Source organism: Flavobacterium sp. CAN_S2, from assembly GCF_015752255.1.
Lineage (GTDB): Bacteria > Bacteroidota > Bacteroidia > Flavobacteriales > Flavobacteriaceae > Flavobacterium.
This window is the reverse complement of the sequence record NZ_JADOVA010000004.1, coordinates 207,728-223,249: the sequence shown is the minus strand read 5'-3', so window position 1 is coordinate 223,249 and position 15,522 is coordinate 207,728. Positions and strand designations below refer to the sequence as shown.

Sequence of the window (15,522 nt, the reverse complement as noted above, 5' to 3'; positions counted from 1 at the left end):
TTTCAGGTTGGATCCTTTTTAATTAAAAATAATTTTCAATTGCCTTCCTCAATTCTTCTTTCATTTCTTCCGCAAGCCATTTTGGTTCTAGAACCTTAACCAAACTCCCGTATTTCAATACCTGTTGTCTGAATTCAAAATTGGGGTGTATTCGTAATTCAATGTCAAAAGTTTTTCCGTTAACTGGATTAATTTCCTTTTGAGAACGGTGTAATGGTAGCGAAACTAGATACGGTTTTTGGGAAACATGAAATGACAGTTTTATGGTTTCTATTTTGTGATCTACATAGTTTAAACCAATTACGTTGCTGAATTTTTCCTTGGCTTCCTCTGTTTTGGCTTTGAACTTTTTAGAGCCCACTTTGATATTTTCTATTCTATCTATTCCAAAAGTTCTATAGCCTTTTTCGGTTTCGCCTGTAACATACCAGCGATTTTGGTATTGTTTCAGGAAGTATGGATTTACAGTATAAATGCTTTCTTTTAAGTGATAAAAACTGTTATGGTTGAAGGTTATAGGAGCTTGTTGTTGGATGGCATTTAAAACGATTTTAAAATTAGGAATGGTTTCGATTGCCGCTTTGTTTTCAAATTCTACAAAAGACAAGGCATTGTTTTTTTCTTTTAAGTTGGTCGAAAAAAGTTCTGCCGTAGCCAATATTTCCAATAGACTAAGGAATGATTCGGGGTTCGTACTTTTTTCTTCATCAAAAAAATAACCATCATTGTTGTAGTCAAACACAATTTCAATCCCGAAATCTCTTGCTAATGTTTCTTTAAGTCTGTAAAAAGTCCGTTCATTAAACCCTTTGTCATTGTCTTCAAAATAATTTAATATATCTTGTTTGGTTTTGTTTGGATTACGCTTTAAATAAGCCAATAACAGGCTTATTCTTCGCAATTGGGTAAGATTTAAATTCTGATTTTCTGACATAATAATTTCTTTACATTACAAACGTACTGTTTTATACTGCCAAATAATGTCAGTAGCTTTATTTATGAAATAATTATAGGGCTGACATCAATTGACAGTCTGCTGACCTAGTATTGCAGTATTAATTTTATAAACAACTCAGTATGAAAAATCTATTCAAAAAACAAAAAACAGAGCTAGACTTTAGCAATTTAGGTGCGATTTTAAGCACAAGTGTCGCTACAGGAGTAGCTATTGCCAAATATTCAGGTAAAAACCCTAAAACTGCCGGTATTATTAGTGCAGGGTTATCATTATTGGTTACTGGTTTAATTACCGCTATGGATGATGACATCCCCAGTCAAAATTCCAACAAAAACTAAAAGCTGATAATAATATCCAATTTACTATTTTTTAACTAGACGAAAGTCACAACAAATTCACAATTATGTTATTTCAAGTATTACTAAATATTATCGTAGCAATTATTAAGTTTGCGATGTGGGTTTTGGTTGCATTGGTTGCAATACCTTTTGGAATCTATATGTTTTTACTTAAATATTTTCCGGTATTTACCCATGACGCTAGTTTTTGGTTTTGGTCTGTTTTTTCCATATTATCAATAATAGGTTTCGTTTTGTTGTGGAGACCTATTATGTGGGTAGTTGGTGGTATTCAACTGCTAGGAGCAGGTCAATAATTAATGCAAATGTTAAGATTCGAAGTTAATTTTTAGGTTTGCTGAGAAAGTCTTATTAGTCAAATTCAGAAATTCTTAATATTAAATACAACAGTAGGATTAATATCAGCATTGTAGATAACAATTTTATCTATGATGCTGATTACTAAAATGTGAATCATCGTCGATGGTTAACAGGACTTCACTATTCTATTTGAAAACTATTTTGGTAAATCAGCAGTGTTTCTTTTTTTCTGAATTGTAGTTTTTGATTGGAGTAGGTGGGTGGTTGCAATAGAAGTTTATCATTAAATTGCAGCAAATTGAACTGTAAATCTTCCAAATTGAAGGATTCTATATTTAGTTCGTAGCTGCCCACAAAACCTATTGCTTGCTGTTCCACATAAATGCCGGGACTATATTCTTTATTAATCTTGATTTTATTCTTGTTGTAAATGGGGAAAAGCAACAAATCGTGATCTATATCGGCGATTTGTAGTTTTTTGATTTTCTTGGCGTTGTACCAAATCTCGATTTGGTTTTTTGGCGAGTCCAACAAACCAGACCATTTTTTGCCCGGCAGATGCTCTGTCGAAGCAATAGCAGGTATTTTAAGGTAATAATAGAAGAATGGGTCCAATAAGGCTTTTTCTAACGGGAGTTTCATTCTGGCGGCCACTTTCATACACTCCTTGAGGTCATCATCATTGCATTCGAATTTTTTTAGGGTCCAACTTTCGCCGTGAAAATTGATTTTTAGTTTTTGCATTGAAACTATGGTTTGAAAAAGTTGCAAGTTTATTGGTTATTAAGTCATTAGTATTTGACATTCTTCAATAACAGAGCTCCTCAAAAAAGTATTGAGTTTGCTTTTCAAAAATAGGTACTGGAATTTGGTGTGCCAATTCATTTATTATTTGAATTGTACACTCTTTTAACTCGCTAAAATTTTGTGACAGAAAAACCAAATTGTCTTTGGCTTTAATCACATCATCCTGACCGCCCAAAACTATTCGCATCAGGGGTGATCGTTTTTTTGGTAAATCTGAAGGAATGTTTTGTACGACATTATTTCTGTAGGGTAGGGCAGGATTGTACAATAATGCACAAACACCAAAGCTATTTGCCAAATAAAAACCTGCAAAACCGCCCATACTACTACCGACAATCACATTGATTTCCTGATTCTTAAATTCATTATATAAATTTTGGATTGTATCGGGGTTGGAATTATAATCCAAATCCGGGGCGATTACAGTACCGTATTTTTCGAGAATTACTCTTTTTGCGGGACTTAATTTGCTTTCGAGTCCGTGGAGGAATAGGATGTTCATGGTTTGTTGTTTTAAATAATCGCTGTAAGGCTTATAAATTAGTTTTTTGTCAAATGACCTCCGATATAATATTTTACTTAACTGTTTTATTAATTGATCGAAAGGTTTATAAAGTCACTTTTAGTTTTTTTTAAAAAACTCTAAAATTCTACATCGTAAATATTTACTCTAATATATTCTAATAGGTCTTTTCTATAATCATCTTTTGTAATTTCCAAATCTTTCGAAAAAGTACAAGAATAAAAATATAAAAGTTCTAAAACATCATCTTTTGTGGTGGCAAGAATATCTAGATATTTTATGTATCGCCAAAAACAAAAATAGTCTTCATCATAGTGTTCGTCTGTTTCGCCCAAAATTCGTTTTTGAAAAGGGAATCCCTCCACTTCATATCCTTTGCCTTCACAATAGTCAATTATCATTGATCGCACTGCACTTTCATATATCTCGGCAGTTGTAAAATCCTCGATATTTCCCGGAACTAGTTTCCACTGCGGATATTGTTTTTCAATTTCTAATTTAATTTCGTCGATTTCCATATTTTATTCTATTTTCCAATTTACATCACCTAAATTCAATGTTCCGTTCATTTCTATTTCAAGCCAATCTCCAATTTCACAACAACATAATTTAATACTACATCCTGAAAGGCTATCTAATTTTCCATTTATTTCCGCACCTCTACTTTGGTGTGCTTTCATTTTGTCGAGTTGTTCGTCCGAGAGTTCTATTATAATTCGTTTCATTTTAGATTATTTTTACTATTATAGTCAAAAGTAAGTTTCTATAACGTCAAAGTGTGACGTATTAAAAAAAAATAGACTGGTTAAAGAAGAATTATTTGATGCATTTAAGAGTGGTTCTTATTTTTATGAATTGTTTGCTGAAATTTAGAAAGAACTTAGTGCTGCGTTACTTTTTAAATTTCAAAAGAAATCGTAGTGTTTTTGGCAGAGCGATGACAAGCTTGTCGACTTTTTATTTGTATTTAAAGGAAGCTTTAATATTAGAAAATCATCGTTATTGCCTAAATATCCCAAAGTCGTTTGGAAAACCCTGAAAAGAGCATATACTATTATTTTAAAGAGTTGATTACAGGTGCACTTTCAAATACATGAGATTTTTTGAAAACTCTACCGATTCTTAGCAAACGAATTGAAAAAACAGCATGGATGTTAAAATGGGTATTTCGCTTTGTTTTTGAGTTGATGGAAACGAAGTGAGGCCACTTCGGAAAGCCGTATGATATAAATATCGCAATTATAATAACAAAAGTGGATACCAATTATAGCGTAAAAACTTTTTGTGATCCTATTATTGACACTAAAGTTTTTTGTAATTTTATAAAAAAAAATATCAAGATGATATATGATGCCACAATGCTTTCGTTAATTATTGATGCACCGGTTGCTAGTTTGCCATGTGAAGTTCCGGAGGAACAATTATTTTCTCGCTTTCAATTTAAAATTATTGAATTGTTGCAGAACGATAGCGAAGCGATTAACTATTTTGGTTTAGTTCCAGACAATGGTGCTGACGGTATTGATGAACTGCTTTTTGATGGTGTTTTATTCCGTTTTGATGTTCCCCAAACTTTTTTGGGAATTGATTTGGATGCGGAACCGCATTTAGTGCGAAAAGCATTTTTGAATGTTGTAGAGAAACATACACCTTCTGGGAATTCTGTTCTTGAAGAGCGTGGCGAAACCAAAGTAGAAACTACAGTCGTTTTTGAATATTATCATTTATAGTTTAACAGCAATCAAATCGGCAGAGTAGGGAAATGCAAAGTGTTCTATTGGCTCATTATTCAACCATTTAGATTCCTCTTCCCGTTTTAAAACTACCGGCATTCTTTTTTTATGATTGTGTATTTCCGCCAAAAGTGGATTGGCGTCGGTTGTGAGTATGGTGTAAGTGTTTTTGATTTCTCCGGTTTCTTTATCGACCCAATGGGAATATAAACCTGCAAAAGCAAAGAGTTCTTCGTTGGGTAAACACAATTCGTACTTTTGTTTTTCTTTCCCTTTTGGATCCAACCATTGCCATTCGTAATAGCCGTTGGCAATCACCAAGCATCTTTTATCAACTGAATTTTTGAAGGACGGTTTTTGGTGAACTGTTTCTATTTTAGCGTTTAGCGTGTATTTTTTAATTTCCTCGTCCATAGCCCATGGTGGAATTAAACCCCAATTGTAATGGGTGATGACGTGTGGTTTTTCATCAATAATTACAGGAGTTTTAGGATATGCAAAACCATTGATATTAGCACTTGGCTTGAATTCCATTGGATTGTCAATAGTTGCATTGAACCTGCTTTGTACTTCTAATGCTAATTTGGTTTGTTTGGTGTGAAAAACACATACTATTTTCTATGTTTATTAATTTTCGAGCTCTTTTAAAATTGCATTCACATCCTCTTCAGTATTGGTTAATTTTAATTTGCAAAATTTAATTAGTGCTGTTGCTCTTTTTACTTTTGCGGAGAGTTCATCAACAGAGATTTCTCCTTGCTCTATTTCGGAAACAATTTCTTGTAATTCCTCAAAAGCATTCGTATAATTCAAATCTTCTTCCATTTTATTTGTTAATTTTTGTAATTGTACTGTCTATTGTACCGCTAAATAGCATTGTATTTATTGCTGCACCTTCTTCCAATTGGGAAACATCTTTGACAGCTTTTCCATTTAAATATGTGATGCTAAAACCTCTTTTTAAAACATTTATAGGATCCATAATTTGGATATTTTTTTCAATGTTTTCCAATGCAAGTTCGGAATTTTTGAGATATAGTATCGGTTGTATTTCTAATTTTTCTTTCAATTGAATTACAGCTACTTTTAATTGATTCAGATTGAATTTAGTGGCAATGCGTGTTTTGGCTTGTAATACGTTTAATTTTCCGTAGCTGTTTTTTATTATAAATTGTGATTGCTGCTGAATGGCATAGCTGGCATTTTTAATTCGATTTTCATTGTTGTTGAGAATAGAAACCGTTATAGAGCGAAACAATTTAAGTTCGGATTCTAGTTTTGTATTTTCCTCGCTTAGCAATCGCCTGGATTTGTCGGCTATTTTTTCTTTGGCTTTTTGAATAGGAACCGAAAAATTATGGAATTTTTGAATGAGGAACTCGGCAAGTTTTGTTGGTGTTATGGCATTGGTATGTGCAATCATTTCGCATACCGTTTCATTTGTGACATGGCCGATGCCCGTGATAATAGGAATAGGAAATAGGGTGATTGCTTTGGCCAATTCATAATTGTTATAACAGGACAAGCCCACATCACCGCCACCACCCCTGATAATGGCGACTGCATCAAAATGATGGATTACTTTTCTAATTCTTTCTAATTGTGCAATGATGCCGGAAACTGCTTTGTCTCCTTGTAGAACTGATGGAAATAAGAGATAAAAGAATTTATAATTCCACGAATTTTTATCAATTACATCTAAAAAATCACCAAATCCTTTGCTGGTTTCTACAGAAATGATCGCAATTCGTTGGGGTAAAGAGGAGAGCTCTAACTTTTTGTTTTTATCGTAAATACCATCAAGCTGTAGCTCTTTGATCGTTTCGCGCTTTTCATTTTCTAAATCTCCTAACGTGAATTGGGGATCAATATCTATTATTTGAAGTGAAAGGCCAAAAGCTGGATCGAAGGCTATTTTAGCAAGGAATAAAATTTTAATTCCATCTTTGAGTGGTTCTTTTAGTATTCGGAGAAAATTGCGATTAATATTCTGGTAATCGTCGCGCCATATGGTAGATTTAATTTGCGCGATTATTTTGCCATTTCTTTTTTCTACTAATTCCGGAAAGCAATGACCTGATTGACTGTAATGATTTAGTTTGTTCATTTCAGCTTTAATCCAAAACGCACTTTTATACCTTTCTTCCAGCGTTTTTTTGATACTGTTCGTTACCTCCAGCAGCGAAAAAATAGTCTTATCATTGATTTTTTCAGGCATACTATTTTTAGATTTACTTATAAGAGGGATTATTTTTATACTTGACCTCAAAGATAAAGCAGTTTTATCATTGTTTTATTGGTTGTTGAATATTAGTTAGGTCTGTAAGGTAAAAAATAGATTAGAGAAGTTAGAAATGGACTAAAAATCGTCATTATATAATTGATTACAATGGATACAGGTTTTGATTCGGAGCCAATGTTATGTGTCTTTGGTACAATTGCGGAAATTGGAACTGAGTACTCTAAGCCGGAATGAGCGAAGTCTTGAAAAAGAGCGTATTTCAAGCGAAAAAATAGCAGTTTCGGAAAACCGCTGGTAGTATCTGACGTTATTTCTGATTTAGTAGTCATACAATTAATTCATCATTGTCCACAATACTCCAAGAATGCGGATGTCTATTATTGTCAGGTTTTCTAAAACCTTTATTTTGTGTAGTTATCAATTTAGCTTTTTCATTTCCAAGTCTGTTTAGTTCATTAATCATTGCAGAACATTCCGATGCGTTCATATTTGTAAAATCAGCATTTCGTTCTTTTAACCACCAATCAAAATCAGGTTCTGTGTAAATTCTCAAAGGCATATTTGTCAACTTTTTAATAGCGTTTTGAGTAGTGTCTGAAAATGAATAAGGGGAAAGCTTGTAATATGTGGCAAGATTTGTGGTCGGATTTCCCCCTGTTTCTTTTTCAAGTCTTTCTATCATATAAATGTTCTCTGGATTGGCTTCGTTTTCTTTTGAAAGTCTAATATCTCTTTTTGCGGAATTATAAAATCTTTCAAAGTCAAGTGGTGGATCAATAGCAAAAACCGCTGTTGGTTTTATTGTTGGATTTTCAGCATATTTTATAGCACAGCTGCCACCAATTGAAAACCCGCCCACATAAAATTTTAGGTCAGTTAATTTGTGTTTAGAAGTTATATCTTTTAAAATTCTCTTTATAGTTTGTTGACTTAAACTGTCTACACCAAATGATAAAACTCCATCTTGAAAAGTTGGAATAATAGTCAATATTCCATTTTTAGCTATTTTATTTGGTAAGTCGGTCTGTTGTAAAACATTTTCTGCTGTCTCTCCGAAACCTGGAATTAAAAACAAATATCCTTTCCAAGGAAGTTTTGAAGGGTAAATTATTGTATAACAATTTTTTGTTGTGTCTGTTTTGTCAAGGAAAACTTTCTCTATTTTGATCTTAGATTGTGCATGGCTACTAATTGTAGAAAAAGCAAAAACTGAAAGTATAATTAAAAGTTTTGTCATTTGATCTTTTTCTTTAGATGTTGTTCTACGCTTGCTGTAAATTAGTTTAAAGGTGAAACAAACCTTTTTCTAAACAGCCAAAATTGTTAGCTTGAAGATCGGTTGATTCACTTTTGTATATCTCAAATATATACAACTTTATTACAGTAGCATAATTGTATGGAGATAATATCATTCCTTTTTATTGTGAAGTAAAGGGTAATTTTTCCTTTTTAGTCTGCATTTTATTATGATTGGAATTATGTTCAGGAGGGGTACTGTTTTATTGAATGGAGTTTCATTTTCTATAAGCAATCAATGAAATGAGGTTAATTCTTGTTTTGCTAATTGGAATTAACTCAAAATGTAATTTCACGCAATCAGATTTGAAATTGTCTGCACATTTCTTTATTCCGTCATTCGAGTATGTAGGATTCTATGCCAACTTTGTAAGTGATGTTGGCCGTACTATATCCTATAATTCTTTTCTAGTTAATTTGATGGTTTCCATAAAAACATACCTCGTAAAAATTACAATTAAAGATACAATATGTTGAGTAAAAATACAGTGCAAGTTTCGTTTCCGGAATGTCAACAAATTTTTTTCCAGTACCACCACTTCTCGTAAATACTTAGATGCAGTTGCGATAAACTATCATTCCTCCTGGTGCTGTTTAAAAAGAACTTTAAAGGGATATTTCTCAGCATAAGCAAGAATTAAATCCACACTGTATTGGTTGCATTTGTAGGGTGTGACGTGATCTTTTATCTCATAGGGATCTGTAAAACCAATATCCGAAGCAATATATCCCATCCCATAAAAGTGACCGTTTTCAACCCAAATACAACTGCGTTCTTCAGCAGATCTTCCTTTGTCTATAATGGCAAAGCTGGGTCTGTTTTTTACTAAAAAATCAATAGCGTTTTCGACTTGTTCGTTGTGTAGTTCCACTTCAGGTAAATCGCTCCGGTCTGGTTTAGGGATAAATTCTCCGTGGTCGTCCATGCCGTAATTGCAGAATCGATTATCAATACCAAATTGTTCGGATAAGCTGCGCAATACATTGATGCCTTTGTATAAACTATTGAAAGTTTCTATGCTCGCCTGAAATTTGCCCAGCTTTCCAATGGCCAAATATCGGTAACCGCTGCGGGCTTCATACTCATACAGTCCATATTTGGGGTCAAAACGTTTGAGTGCTCTGTTGTAGGTTGGCCATAGTTTCTTGATTTCAGTACACTCCAGTAACAGTGCCATTAATTCGGTAGCACAGACTTCAAAGGAAATGCCGTATATGTCCCGCAAGAAATTTTGTCTTTGCGAATTTACATTATGGCCGGTAAAATGAGAAGCGACCCGTTTTTTTAAGTTGATTGCCTTTCCTACGTAAATGACTTTTCTTGTCTGATCGTAAAAATAATACACACCTGTTTTATCCGGTAATTGCTCAAAGTCAGCAGGCGGTAGGTTGGGAGGCAAGCGTTGGTCTTGAGAAGTTTTTTTTATCATTTTTTCGATTACACCTTCAACGTCCCACTCCAGCAAACGGGAAAATAGTATGGCAGTGGCATCCGCATCACCACCAGCACGATGTTGGTTTATCAAAGGAATGTCTAGCGAATGGCAAAGTCTGCCTAAGCTGTATGAAGCCAGTCCCGACTTAATCTTTCTGGCTGCTCGAACGGTGCATAATTTTGGTGCAGTCCATTTGAATCCGCTAGCTTCGAGTTGGTGCCGAACAAACGAATAATCAAAGTTCACATTATGGGCAACAAAAATACGTCCGCTAAGCATCTCTAAAACTTTTTCAGAAATGGCATCAAAAATGGGGGCGTCCCGTACCATTGCATTGTTAATTCCGGTAAGCGAAAAAATGGCAAGTGGTATTTCCTTTTCTGGGTTGACAAGCGTTTCCCAACGGTCGATTATACTAGTTCCGTTATGGATAATTATGGCAATTTCTGTAATGCGGCTGCCACTGGCATTGCCGCCTGTGGTTTCTATATCTACTATTGCGTATTCCTGTTTTTTCATCTAATATTTAACGTGAATGATATTGATAATCTTGTGTAAAAGTTCAGATTGCTTAGTCTCCAACCGTCAAATGGTCAAACTGACTCTTTTTTTGCACCTACTTCCATTTTATGCCTCGGCAGGTTAATTTCATGTTCCTGAGGATATGGTGCCCGTTGGGTCATGCTGACATCTTCCCGAATTTGTTCGTGCACTTTATATTGCCTATCAGAAGTGTTTGAATATCTTGGATCTGGGATGAAGGGCATTTTTGCCATTTTGGAAATAGTAATAGTAGGAAAGTGGTAGTCCACTTCTACAGTTCCTAAGAGCAGATAACAGCCACCGCCTTGGAACGGATATTTTTCCAAACTTTTAGTAAAATGTGCTGTATCGAAATATTCCCCTTCGATGTCGACCCATGTTCCAAAATACATGGCACCCATTTTGGTGGGCACGTGCTTTCTGGAGATAAGATAGGCCAACATCTTCACCGTTTTTTTATGGTGCTTTAATAAATCTTTCGCCATTACGTCCCCCCGATATTTGGTCTGCAACAAATCGAATGGAGTACAGGAAACTGGAAAACTCAGCAGTTCGATTTCATCAAAAGCATCTTCAAAAGGAGAGCGTTCAAGTATGGGCAGTTCATAGTCTTTGATAGGTTCCTGCAGCAGCATTAGATTTCTGTTTTCGGGTTTGAAGTTGACCAGAATAAGTCTGGCAATCACCAGCAATTGATTTTTTGTTTTTCCCGTAAAGCGGAACGCTCCGATAAAAATCAAAATCTGTATGCCTTCGATACCTATTGGAATGCGGTTGATGAAATCTTCCAAAGAAATGAATTCGCCCCGTTCCTCACGTTGTTTAACTATAAAATACGCTAATCTACTTTCCAAACCTTCCAGATGCATAAAACCCAAATAGACATCGGTACCATATACCGTAGTTTCATAGTCACTCTTGTTTACACATGGATTCTGAATGGTAGCCCCCGACATTTTAGCTTCATGAACATAGACTTCGGTGCGGTAAAAACCACCTTGGTTGTTGATTACTGCTACCATGAATTCAATAGGGTAGTGGACCTTAAGATAAAGACTTTGGTAACTCTCGACAGCGTAAGAAGCGGAGTGCGCCTTACAAAAGGAATAGCCAGCAAAAGATTCAATTTGTCGGTATATTTCTTCACTTAACTTAAGCGGATGTCCTTTTTGGGCACAGCAGGCAAAGTAATTGTCTTTTACTTTTTGCAATGCTGATTTGGAGCGTCCTTTCCCGCTCATGGCCCGACGCAGAATATCGCCATCGGCTGCGGGAAGTCCTGCATAATGTAAAGCAATCTTAATTACATCTTCCTGATAGACCATAACCCCATACGTTTCTCCAAGTTGTTCCTTAAAAACGTCATGAAAATATTCGAAACGATCCGGATGGTTGTGCCTGAAAATGTATTCTTTCATCATACCCGATTGGGCGACACCCGGACGGATAATGGAGGAGGCCGCTACTAGAGTTTTGTAATTATCACATTTCAGTCGGCGCAATAAGCCACGCATGGCGGGGCTTTCGATATAAAAGCATCCAATGGTTTTTCCGTGGCTTAGAAAATGATTCGCCTTCGCCTCATTTTTTGATATGGCAGTATCTCGGATATCGACTTTAATCCCCTGATTTTTCTCGATTAATTTTACACTGTCATCGATATGACCAATCCCACGCTGGCTCAGAATATCGAACTTTTCAAAACCAATATCCTCTGCAATGTGCATGTCGAATAGCACTATTGGAAATCCTTTCGGAGGCATTTCCAGAGGCGTGTAATTGGTAATGGGTTCTTCTGAGATTAATATACCGCAGGAATGCATACTGCGTTGGTTGGGGTATTTTTCGAGTAACATGCCGTATTCCTGCACTAGCTTTACGATTTGATTTTTATCATGTAATGCCATTGGGTTTTTCGCCAAAGCATCTAATTCCTCTTTTGGCAATCCAAAAACCTTACCCACTTCCCGAAATATGGAGCGGTACTTAAATTCCACATTAGTTCCACAGAAAGCAACATGATCTGCACCATAAGTGTCAAAAATATATCGGAGAATGGTATCGCGTTCTTTCCAAGACCAGTCAATATCAAAATCGGGGGGACTCTTGCGGTTCACATTCAGGAAGCGTTCAAAATACAAATCGAGTTCAATAGGGCAGATGTCGGTGATACCAAGACAATAACTCACGATACTGTTGGCACCGCTACCCCGACCGATATGCAAAAAGCCCTGACTCATGCTGTATTGGATGATGTCCCAAGTGATGAGGAAATAGCCGCTGAATTCCAATTGGTCAATCACCTTTAATTCCTTTTCGACTCTTGCTAAAGCTTGCGGATTATCGGCACCGTATTTTTTTAATACTCCTTCATGAGCCAACTTGGTCAAAAGCTGCATATCGCTTTCCCTGCTTCCAGAATAATATTTTTTGTTTTTGGGCGTTTTGAAGTCAAATTCAAAATGACATTGATCCATCACTTTCTGCGTGTTTGTAATAATTTGCGGATACTCTTCAAATTTCGAAAGCAATTCCTCCAAAGGAATCATTACTTCAGATGTTTTGCAATAATCGGCTTCAGTCAATTTGGACAAAATCACATTGGTATCAATAGCTCGAAGAATTTTATGCAGGTTAAATTCTCTTTTAGTTCGAAAGGTAACAGATTGTAAAATCACCATTTTGCTAAGCCAAGAATTCCATTCTTGAAGAAATAATTTGGGAAGCTGATCGGGAGTAATACCTATAAATTCATGGTCTTTTAATTCCGCTGGCTTATTTTCGAAAGGATAAATAATACAGACGTTATTAAATGAAGGAGCTGCCAAAGGCAAGGAAGTACCTTCAAAATTATGTTGGGTCAGAAAGCGGTTCATTTCGGCGAGCCCATTGGCATTTTTAGCCAAACCGATATATCGCATTTGATGGTTGGAGCGAAATTCAATACCCACGAGCGGTTTTATACCAACCTCATGACAGGCTTTTGTAAAATCATAAATACCGGTAACCGTGTTAATGTCCGTTAATGCCATTGTTTTTACCCCACAAACAACAGCCTGCTGGATAAGATCCAACAGCGGAATGGTGCCGTAGCGAAGGGAATGAAAAGAATGACAGTTGAGGTACATGGGATTATAATTTACGTTTTAAAATTTCCGATTTGTTGTTGGGTTTAAAGGTGGCCCCGGCACATCGCATTACCGCATCAAATCCATAGCGTGTTTTCATTTTATCCATCGCTTGGTATAGTGACAGCATTTCTTCGGTATCTTCAAATAAGTTGATCTGATAGGTTCCACGAACCAACCCACTGAAACGAATTCCGATTAAACGAAGTCGCATGCGACGCTGGTAGACTTTATCAAATAAATCGGTAACTGTTTTGGTTAGCGTATGATCGGCTGAGGTATAGGCTACTTTGCATTGTTTGGTTTCGGTGTCGAAATTGGAGTATCTAATTTTGATCACCACAGTGGAAGTCAGCCATTCTTCGGAGCGCAATTGAAAAGCCAATTTCTCCACCATTCCGATCAGTATTGATTTTAATTTTGGAATATCAATGGTATCCTGACTAAAAGTATGTTCCGTTGAAATGGATTTTCGTTCCGTGTAGGGTTCCACCGGATTGTTATCAATACCATTGGCTTTCTTCCAAATGTCGATGCCATTCTTGCCAATCATCCGTTGTAATACTTCAGCAGGCATTTCAGAGAGGGTCTGAATGGTACGTATTCCAATTCGGGATAACAACTGAAACGTCACTTCGCCCACCATAGGAATTTTTTGAATTGAAAGCGGATTTAAGAAAGACCGCACCCTATTTTCGGGTATTTCTAAGTTACCTTTTGGTTTGGCTTCGCCAGTACCAATTTTGGAAACCGTTTTGTTAATTGATAATGCAAAACTTATTGGTAATCCTGTTTCTTTAGTAACGGATTGTGCCAGTTCGTTGGTCCATTTGTAACCCCCATAAAATTTATCCATTCCGGTAATATCGAGATAAAATTCATCGATACTGGCTTTTTCTACAATTGGTGCTTTTTCTTGAATCACTTCGGTTACGTCATGCGATAATTTGGAATACAATTCCATATCGCCCTTCATCACTTTTGCCTGAGGGCAGAGGCGGAGTGCCATTTTAATAGGCATTGCGGAACGCACTCCGAAAGTTCGGGCTTCATAGGAACAAGAAGCGACAACACCACGATCTCCACCACCAATAATCAAAGGGATTCCCTCCAGTTTTGAATTTCCCAGTCTTTCACAGGAAACAAAAAATGTATCTAAATCCATGTGTACAATTGCTCTTTCCATCTTCTTTTCTTTTTTATACGGTACAAAATTAGTACAGATACTAACAAATTTGATTATATTTGTTGTTACAAATTATAACAAAACACCTATGTCTTTATTTTCCGACAACATCAGGAACCTTAGGGTACAACATAAAATTTCGCAAGAAAAGCTGGCGGAATCCTTAGGGATAACCAGGGGCAGGTACGTCAAATATGAAGACGGAACCTCGGAAGCCCCGTATGAAATATTGAAGAAAATAGCGCATTACTATCACATCAGTATAGACCTGTTGCTATCTGTGGATGTTCGAAAAATTCCGGTAGATGATTTGTTACAATTGGAAAATAACAGATTGGTGTTACCAATTACTGTAGATAATAAGGGAGAAAATTTTATAGAAGTTGTCACACAGAAAGTAAAAGCCGGGTATTTGAATGGGTATGCCGATCCGGAATATATAGAAAATCTGCAGCAAATTTCTTTGCCTTTTTTGGGATCTGGAAAGCATAGGGGTTTTCCGGTGGAAGGTGATTCGATGCCACCACATGAAAATGGATCCATCATTGTTGGACGGTATATTGAAAAGTTAGGAGATGTCAAGGATGGCAAGACCTACATACTGATCACCAAGAATGAAGGTATGGTGTACAAGCGATTGAATAAAAACAAAATGAATGCACTCGTTGTAGCGTCAGACAACAGTTTTTATCCTCCTTATGAAGTCAAGGTTTCCGCTATACTTGAAATTTGGGAATACGTATGTAACATTGGACTCACCGACGAAAAACAGCAAGTAACGGAAACAGCAAGTGTAAAAGACATGTTTTTAGAGTTAAAAAGAGATATTAATGATTTGAAAATTAAGCTTTAAATTTAGGTTATTGTTAGAAAGGACTACCGAAGTCAGGAAGCTTAAGAGAGAGCAATTTAAAGCTGAAGAATAGTCATGGAAGTAAAATTACAGTGTTGGAGTTTTATGCAGGCTTCGTAGTTTCATTTTACAAAATTTGAGAAGGTTGAAATTGGTTG

16 protein-coding genes are annotated in these 15,522 nt (G+C 35.9%); 4 read left to right on the top strand and 12 right to left on the bottom strand.

What is annotated here, in order from left to right; all coding sequences use genetic code 11:
- Positions 1-22: 22 nt before the first annotated feature.
- Positions 23-934: a helix-turn-helix transcriptional regulator gene (locus IWX80_RS12800; RefSeq protein ID WP_196853762.1), complete on the bottom strand. Its 912-nt coding sequence runs from the start codon at positions 932-934 to the stop codon at positions 23-25.
- A gap of 143 nt (positions 935-1,077) precedes the next feature.
- Here IWX80_RS12800 and IWX80_RS12795 point away from each other — a divergent pair, with 143 nt between their 5' ends.
- Positions 1,078-1,296, top strand: coding sequence for a hypothetical protein (locus tag IWX80_RS12795; protein ID WP_196853761.1), 219 nt, complete (start codon positions 1,078-1,080; stop codon positions 1,294-1,296).
- 65 nt (positions 1,297-1,361) lie between these two features.
- A complete protein-coding gene (locus tag IWX80_RS12790; RefSeq protein WP_196853760.1) occupies positions 1,362-1,613 on the top strand; it encodes a hypothetical protein in 252 nt (83 codons plus the stop codon).
- A gap of 184 nt (positions 1,614-1,797) precedes the next feature.
- Here the strand turns inward: IWX80_RS12790 and IWX80_RS12785 are convergent, their stop codons facing one another.
- From IWX80_RS12785 to IWX80_RS12770, 4 genes are all read right to left on the bottom strand, one after another.
- Positions 1,798-2,361 (bottom strand): hypothetical protein, encoded by a 564-nt coding sequence (locus IWX80_RS12785; RefSeq protein WP_196853759.1) that lies wholly within the window; start codon positions 2,359-2,361, stop codon positions 1,798-1,800.
- 64 nt (positions 2,362-2,425) lie between these two features.
- Complete coding sequence (locus tag IWX80_RS12780; RefSeq protein ID WP_196853758.1) at positions 2,426-2,926, bottom strand: YqiA/YcfP family alpha/beta fold hydrolase; 501 nt, start codon at positions 2,924-2,926, stop codon at positions 2,426-2,428.
- A gap of 140 nt (positions 2,927-3,066) precedes the next feature.
- Complete coding sequence (locus IWX80_RS12775; RefSeq protein WP_196853757.1) at positions 3,067-3,465, bottom strand: hypothetical protein; 399 nt, start codon at positions 3,463-3,465, stop codon at positions 3,067-3,069.
- Positions 3,466-3,468: 3 nt separating this feature from the next.
- A complete protein-coding gene (locus IWX80_RS12770; protein WP_196853756.1) occupies positions 3,469-3,672 on the bottom strand; it encodes a hypothetical protein in 204 nt (67 codons plus the stop codon).
- Between the two features lie 615 nt (positions 3,673-4,287).
- Between IWX80_RS12770 and IWX80_RS12765 the strand changes: the two genes are divergently transcribed.
- Complete coding sequence (locus tag IWX80_RS12765; RefSeq protein ID WP_196853755.1) at positions 4,288-4,677, top strand: hypothetical protein; 390 nt, start codon at positions 4,288-4,290, stop codon at positions 4,675-4,677.
- Here IWX80_RS12765 and IWX80_RS12760 read toward each other — a convergent pair.
- The 7 genes from IWX80_RS12760 to dinB form a co-directional block, all read right to left on the bottom strand.
- Entirely contained in the window at positions 4,672-5,295 is a 624-nt protein-coding gene (locus tag IWX80_RS12760) for an SOS response-associated peptidase (protein ID WP_334682361.1), read from the bottom strand. The two genes, IWX80_RS12765 and IWX80_RS12760, sit on opposite strands and share 6 nt — an antisense overlap.
- Before the next feature lie 12 nt (positions 5,296-5,307).
- On the bottom strand, positions 5,308-5,505 hold the full coding sequence (gene xseB, locus IWX80_RS12755; protein ID WP_196853753.1) for an exodeoxyribonuclease VII small subunit: 198 nt from the start codon (positions 5,503-5,505) through the stop codon (positions 5,308-5,310).
- A gap of 1 nt (position 5,506) precedes the next feature.
- A complete protein-coding gene (gene xseA, locus IWX80_RS12750; protein WP_196853752.1) occupies positions 5,507-6,898 on the bottom strand; it encodes an exodeoxyribonuclease VII large subunit in 1,392 nt (463 codons plus the stop codon).
- A 349-nt stretch (positions 6,899-7,247) separates the two neighbouring features.
- The gene (locus tag IWX80_RS12745; RefSeq protein WP_196853751.1) at positions 7,248-8,159 is read right to left on the bottom strand and encodes an alpha/beta hydrolase; all 912 of its coding nucleotides are present in this window, start codon (positions 8,157-8,159) and stop codon (positions 7,248-7,250) included.
- A gap of 634 nt (positions 8,160-8,793) precedes the next feature.
- Complete coding sequence (locus tag IWX80_RS12740; RefSeq protein WP_196853750.1) at positions 8,794-10,173, bottom strand: exonuclease domain-containing protein; 1,380 nt, start codon at positions 10,171-10,173, stop codon at positions 8,794-8,796.
- A gap of 74 nt (positions 10,174-10,247) precedes the next feature.
- On the bottom strand, positions 10,248-13,325 hold the full coding sequence (locus tag IWX80_RS12735; RefSeq protein WP_196853749.1) for a DNA polymerase III subunit alpha: 3,078 nt from the start codon (positions 13,323-13,325) through the stop codon (positions 10,248-10,250).
- A 4-nt stretch (positions 13,326-13,329) separates the two neighbouring features.
- Positions 13,330-14,511, bottom strand: a complete 1,182-nt coding sequence (dinB, locus tag IWX80_RS12730; protein ID WP_196853748.1) for a DNA polymerase IV — start codon at positions 14,509-14,511, stop codon at positions 13,330-13,332.
- Positions 14,512-14,599: 88 nt separating this feature from the next.
- On the opposite strand from dinB, the gene IWX80_RS12725 reads away from it, so the two are divergent.
- Positions 14,600-15,364, top strand: a complete 765-nt coding sequence (locus tag IWX80_RS12725; protein ID WP_196853941.1) for an XRE family transcriptional regulator — start codon at positions 14,600-14,602, stop codon at positions 15,362-15,364.
- The last annotated feature ends 158 nt before the right edge of the window (positions 15,365-15,522 follow it).

Coding starts and splice junctions, on each gene's coding strand:
- IWX80_RS12800 (WP_196853762.1), bottom strand. CDS start 934: ATGTCAGAAAATCAGAATTTAAATCTTACCCAATTGCGAAGAATAAGC.
- IWX80_RS12795 (WP_196853761.1), top strand. CDS start 1,078: ATGAAAAATCTATTCAAAAAACAAAAAACAGAGCTAGACTTTAGCAAT.
- IWX80_RS12790 (WP_196853760.1), top strand. CDS start 1,362: ATGTTATTTCAAGTATTACTAAATATTATCGTAGCAATTATTAAGTTT.
- IWX80_RS12785 (WP_196853759.1), bottom strand. CDS start 2,361: ATGCAAAAACTAAAAATCAATTTTCACGGCGAAAGTTGGACCCTAAAA.
- IWX80_RS12780 (WP_196853758.1), bottom strand. CDS start 2,926: ATGAACATCCTATTCCTCCACGGACTCGAAAGCAAATTAAGTCCCGCA.
- IWX80_RS12775 (WP_196853757.1), bottom strand. CDS start 3,465: ATGGAAATCGACGAAATTAAATTAGAAATTGAAAAACAATATCCGCAG.
- IWX80_RS12770 (WP_196853756.1), bottom strand. CDS start 3,672: ATGAAACGAATTATAATAGAACTCTCGGACGAACAACTCGACAAAATG.
- IWX80_RS12765 (WP_196853755.1), top strand. CDS start 4,288: ATGATATATGATGCCACAATGCTTTCGTTAATTATTGATGCACCGGTT.
- xseB (WP_196853753.1), bottom strand. CDS start 5,505: ATGGAAGAAGATTTGAATTATACGAATGCTTTTGAGGAATTACAAGAA.
- xseA (WP_196853752.1), bottom strand. CDS start 6,898: ATGCCTGAAAAAATCAATGATAAGACTATTTTTTCGCTGCTGGAGGTA.
- IWX80_RS12745 (WP_196853751.1), bottom strand. CDS start 8,159: ATGACAAAACTTTTAATTATACTTTCAGTTTTTGCTTTTTCTACAATT.
- IWX80_RS12740 (WP_196853750.1), bottom strand. CDS start 10,173: ATGAAAAAACAGGAATACGCAATAGTAGATATAGAAACCACAGGCGGC.
- IWX80_RS12735 (WP_196853749.1), bottom strand. CDS start 13,325: ATGTACCTCAACTGTCATTCTTTTCATTCCCTTCGCTACGGCACCATT.
- dinB (WP_196853748.1), bottom strand. CDS start 14,511: ATGGAAAGAGCAATTGTACACATGGATTTAGATACATTTTTTGTTTCC.
- IWX80_RS12725 (WP_196853941.1), top strand. CDS start 14,600: ATGTCTTTATTTTCCGACAACATCAGGAACCTTAGGGTACAACATAAA.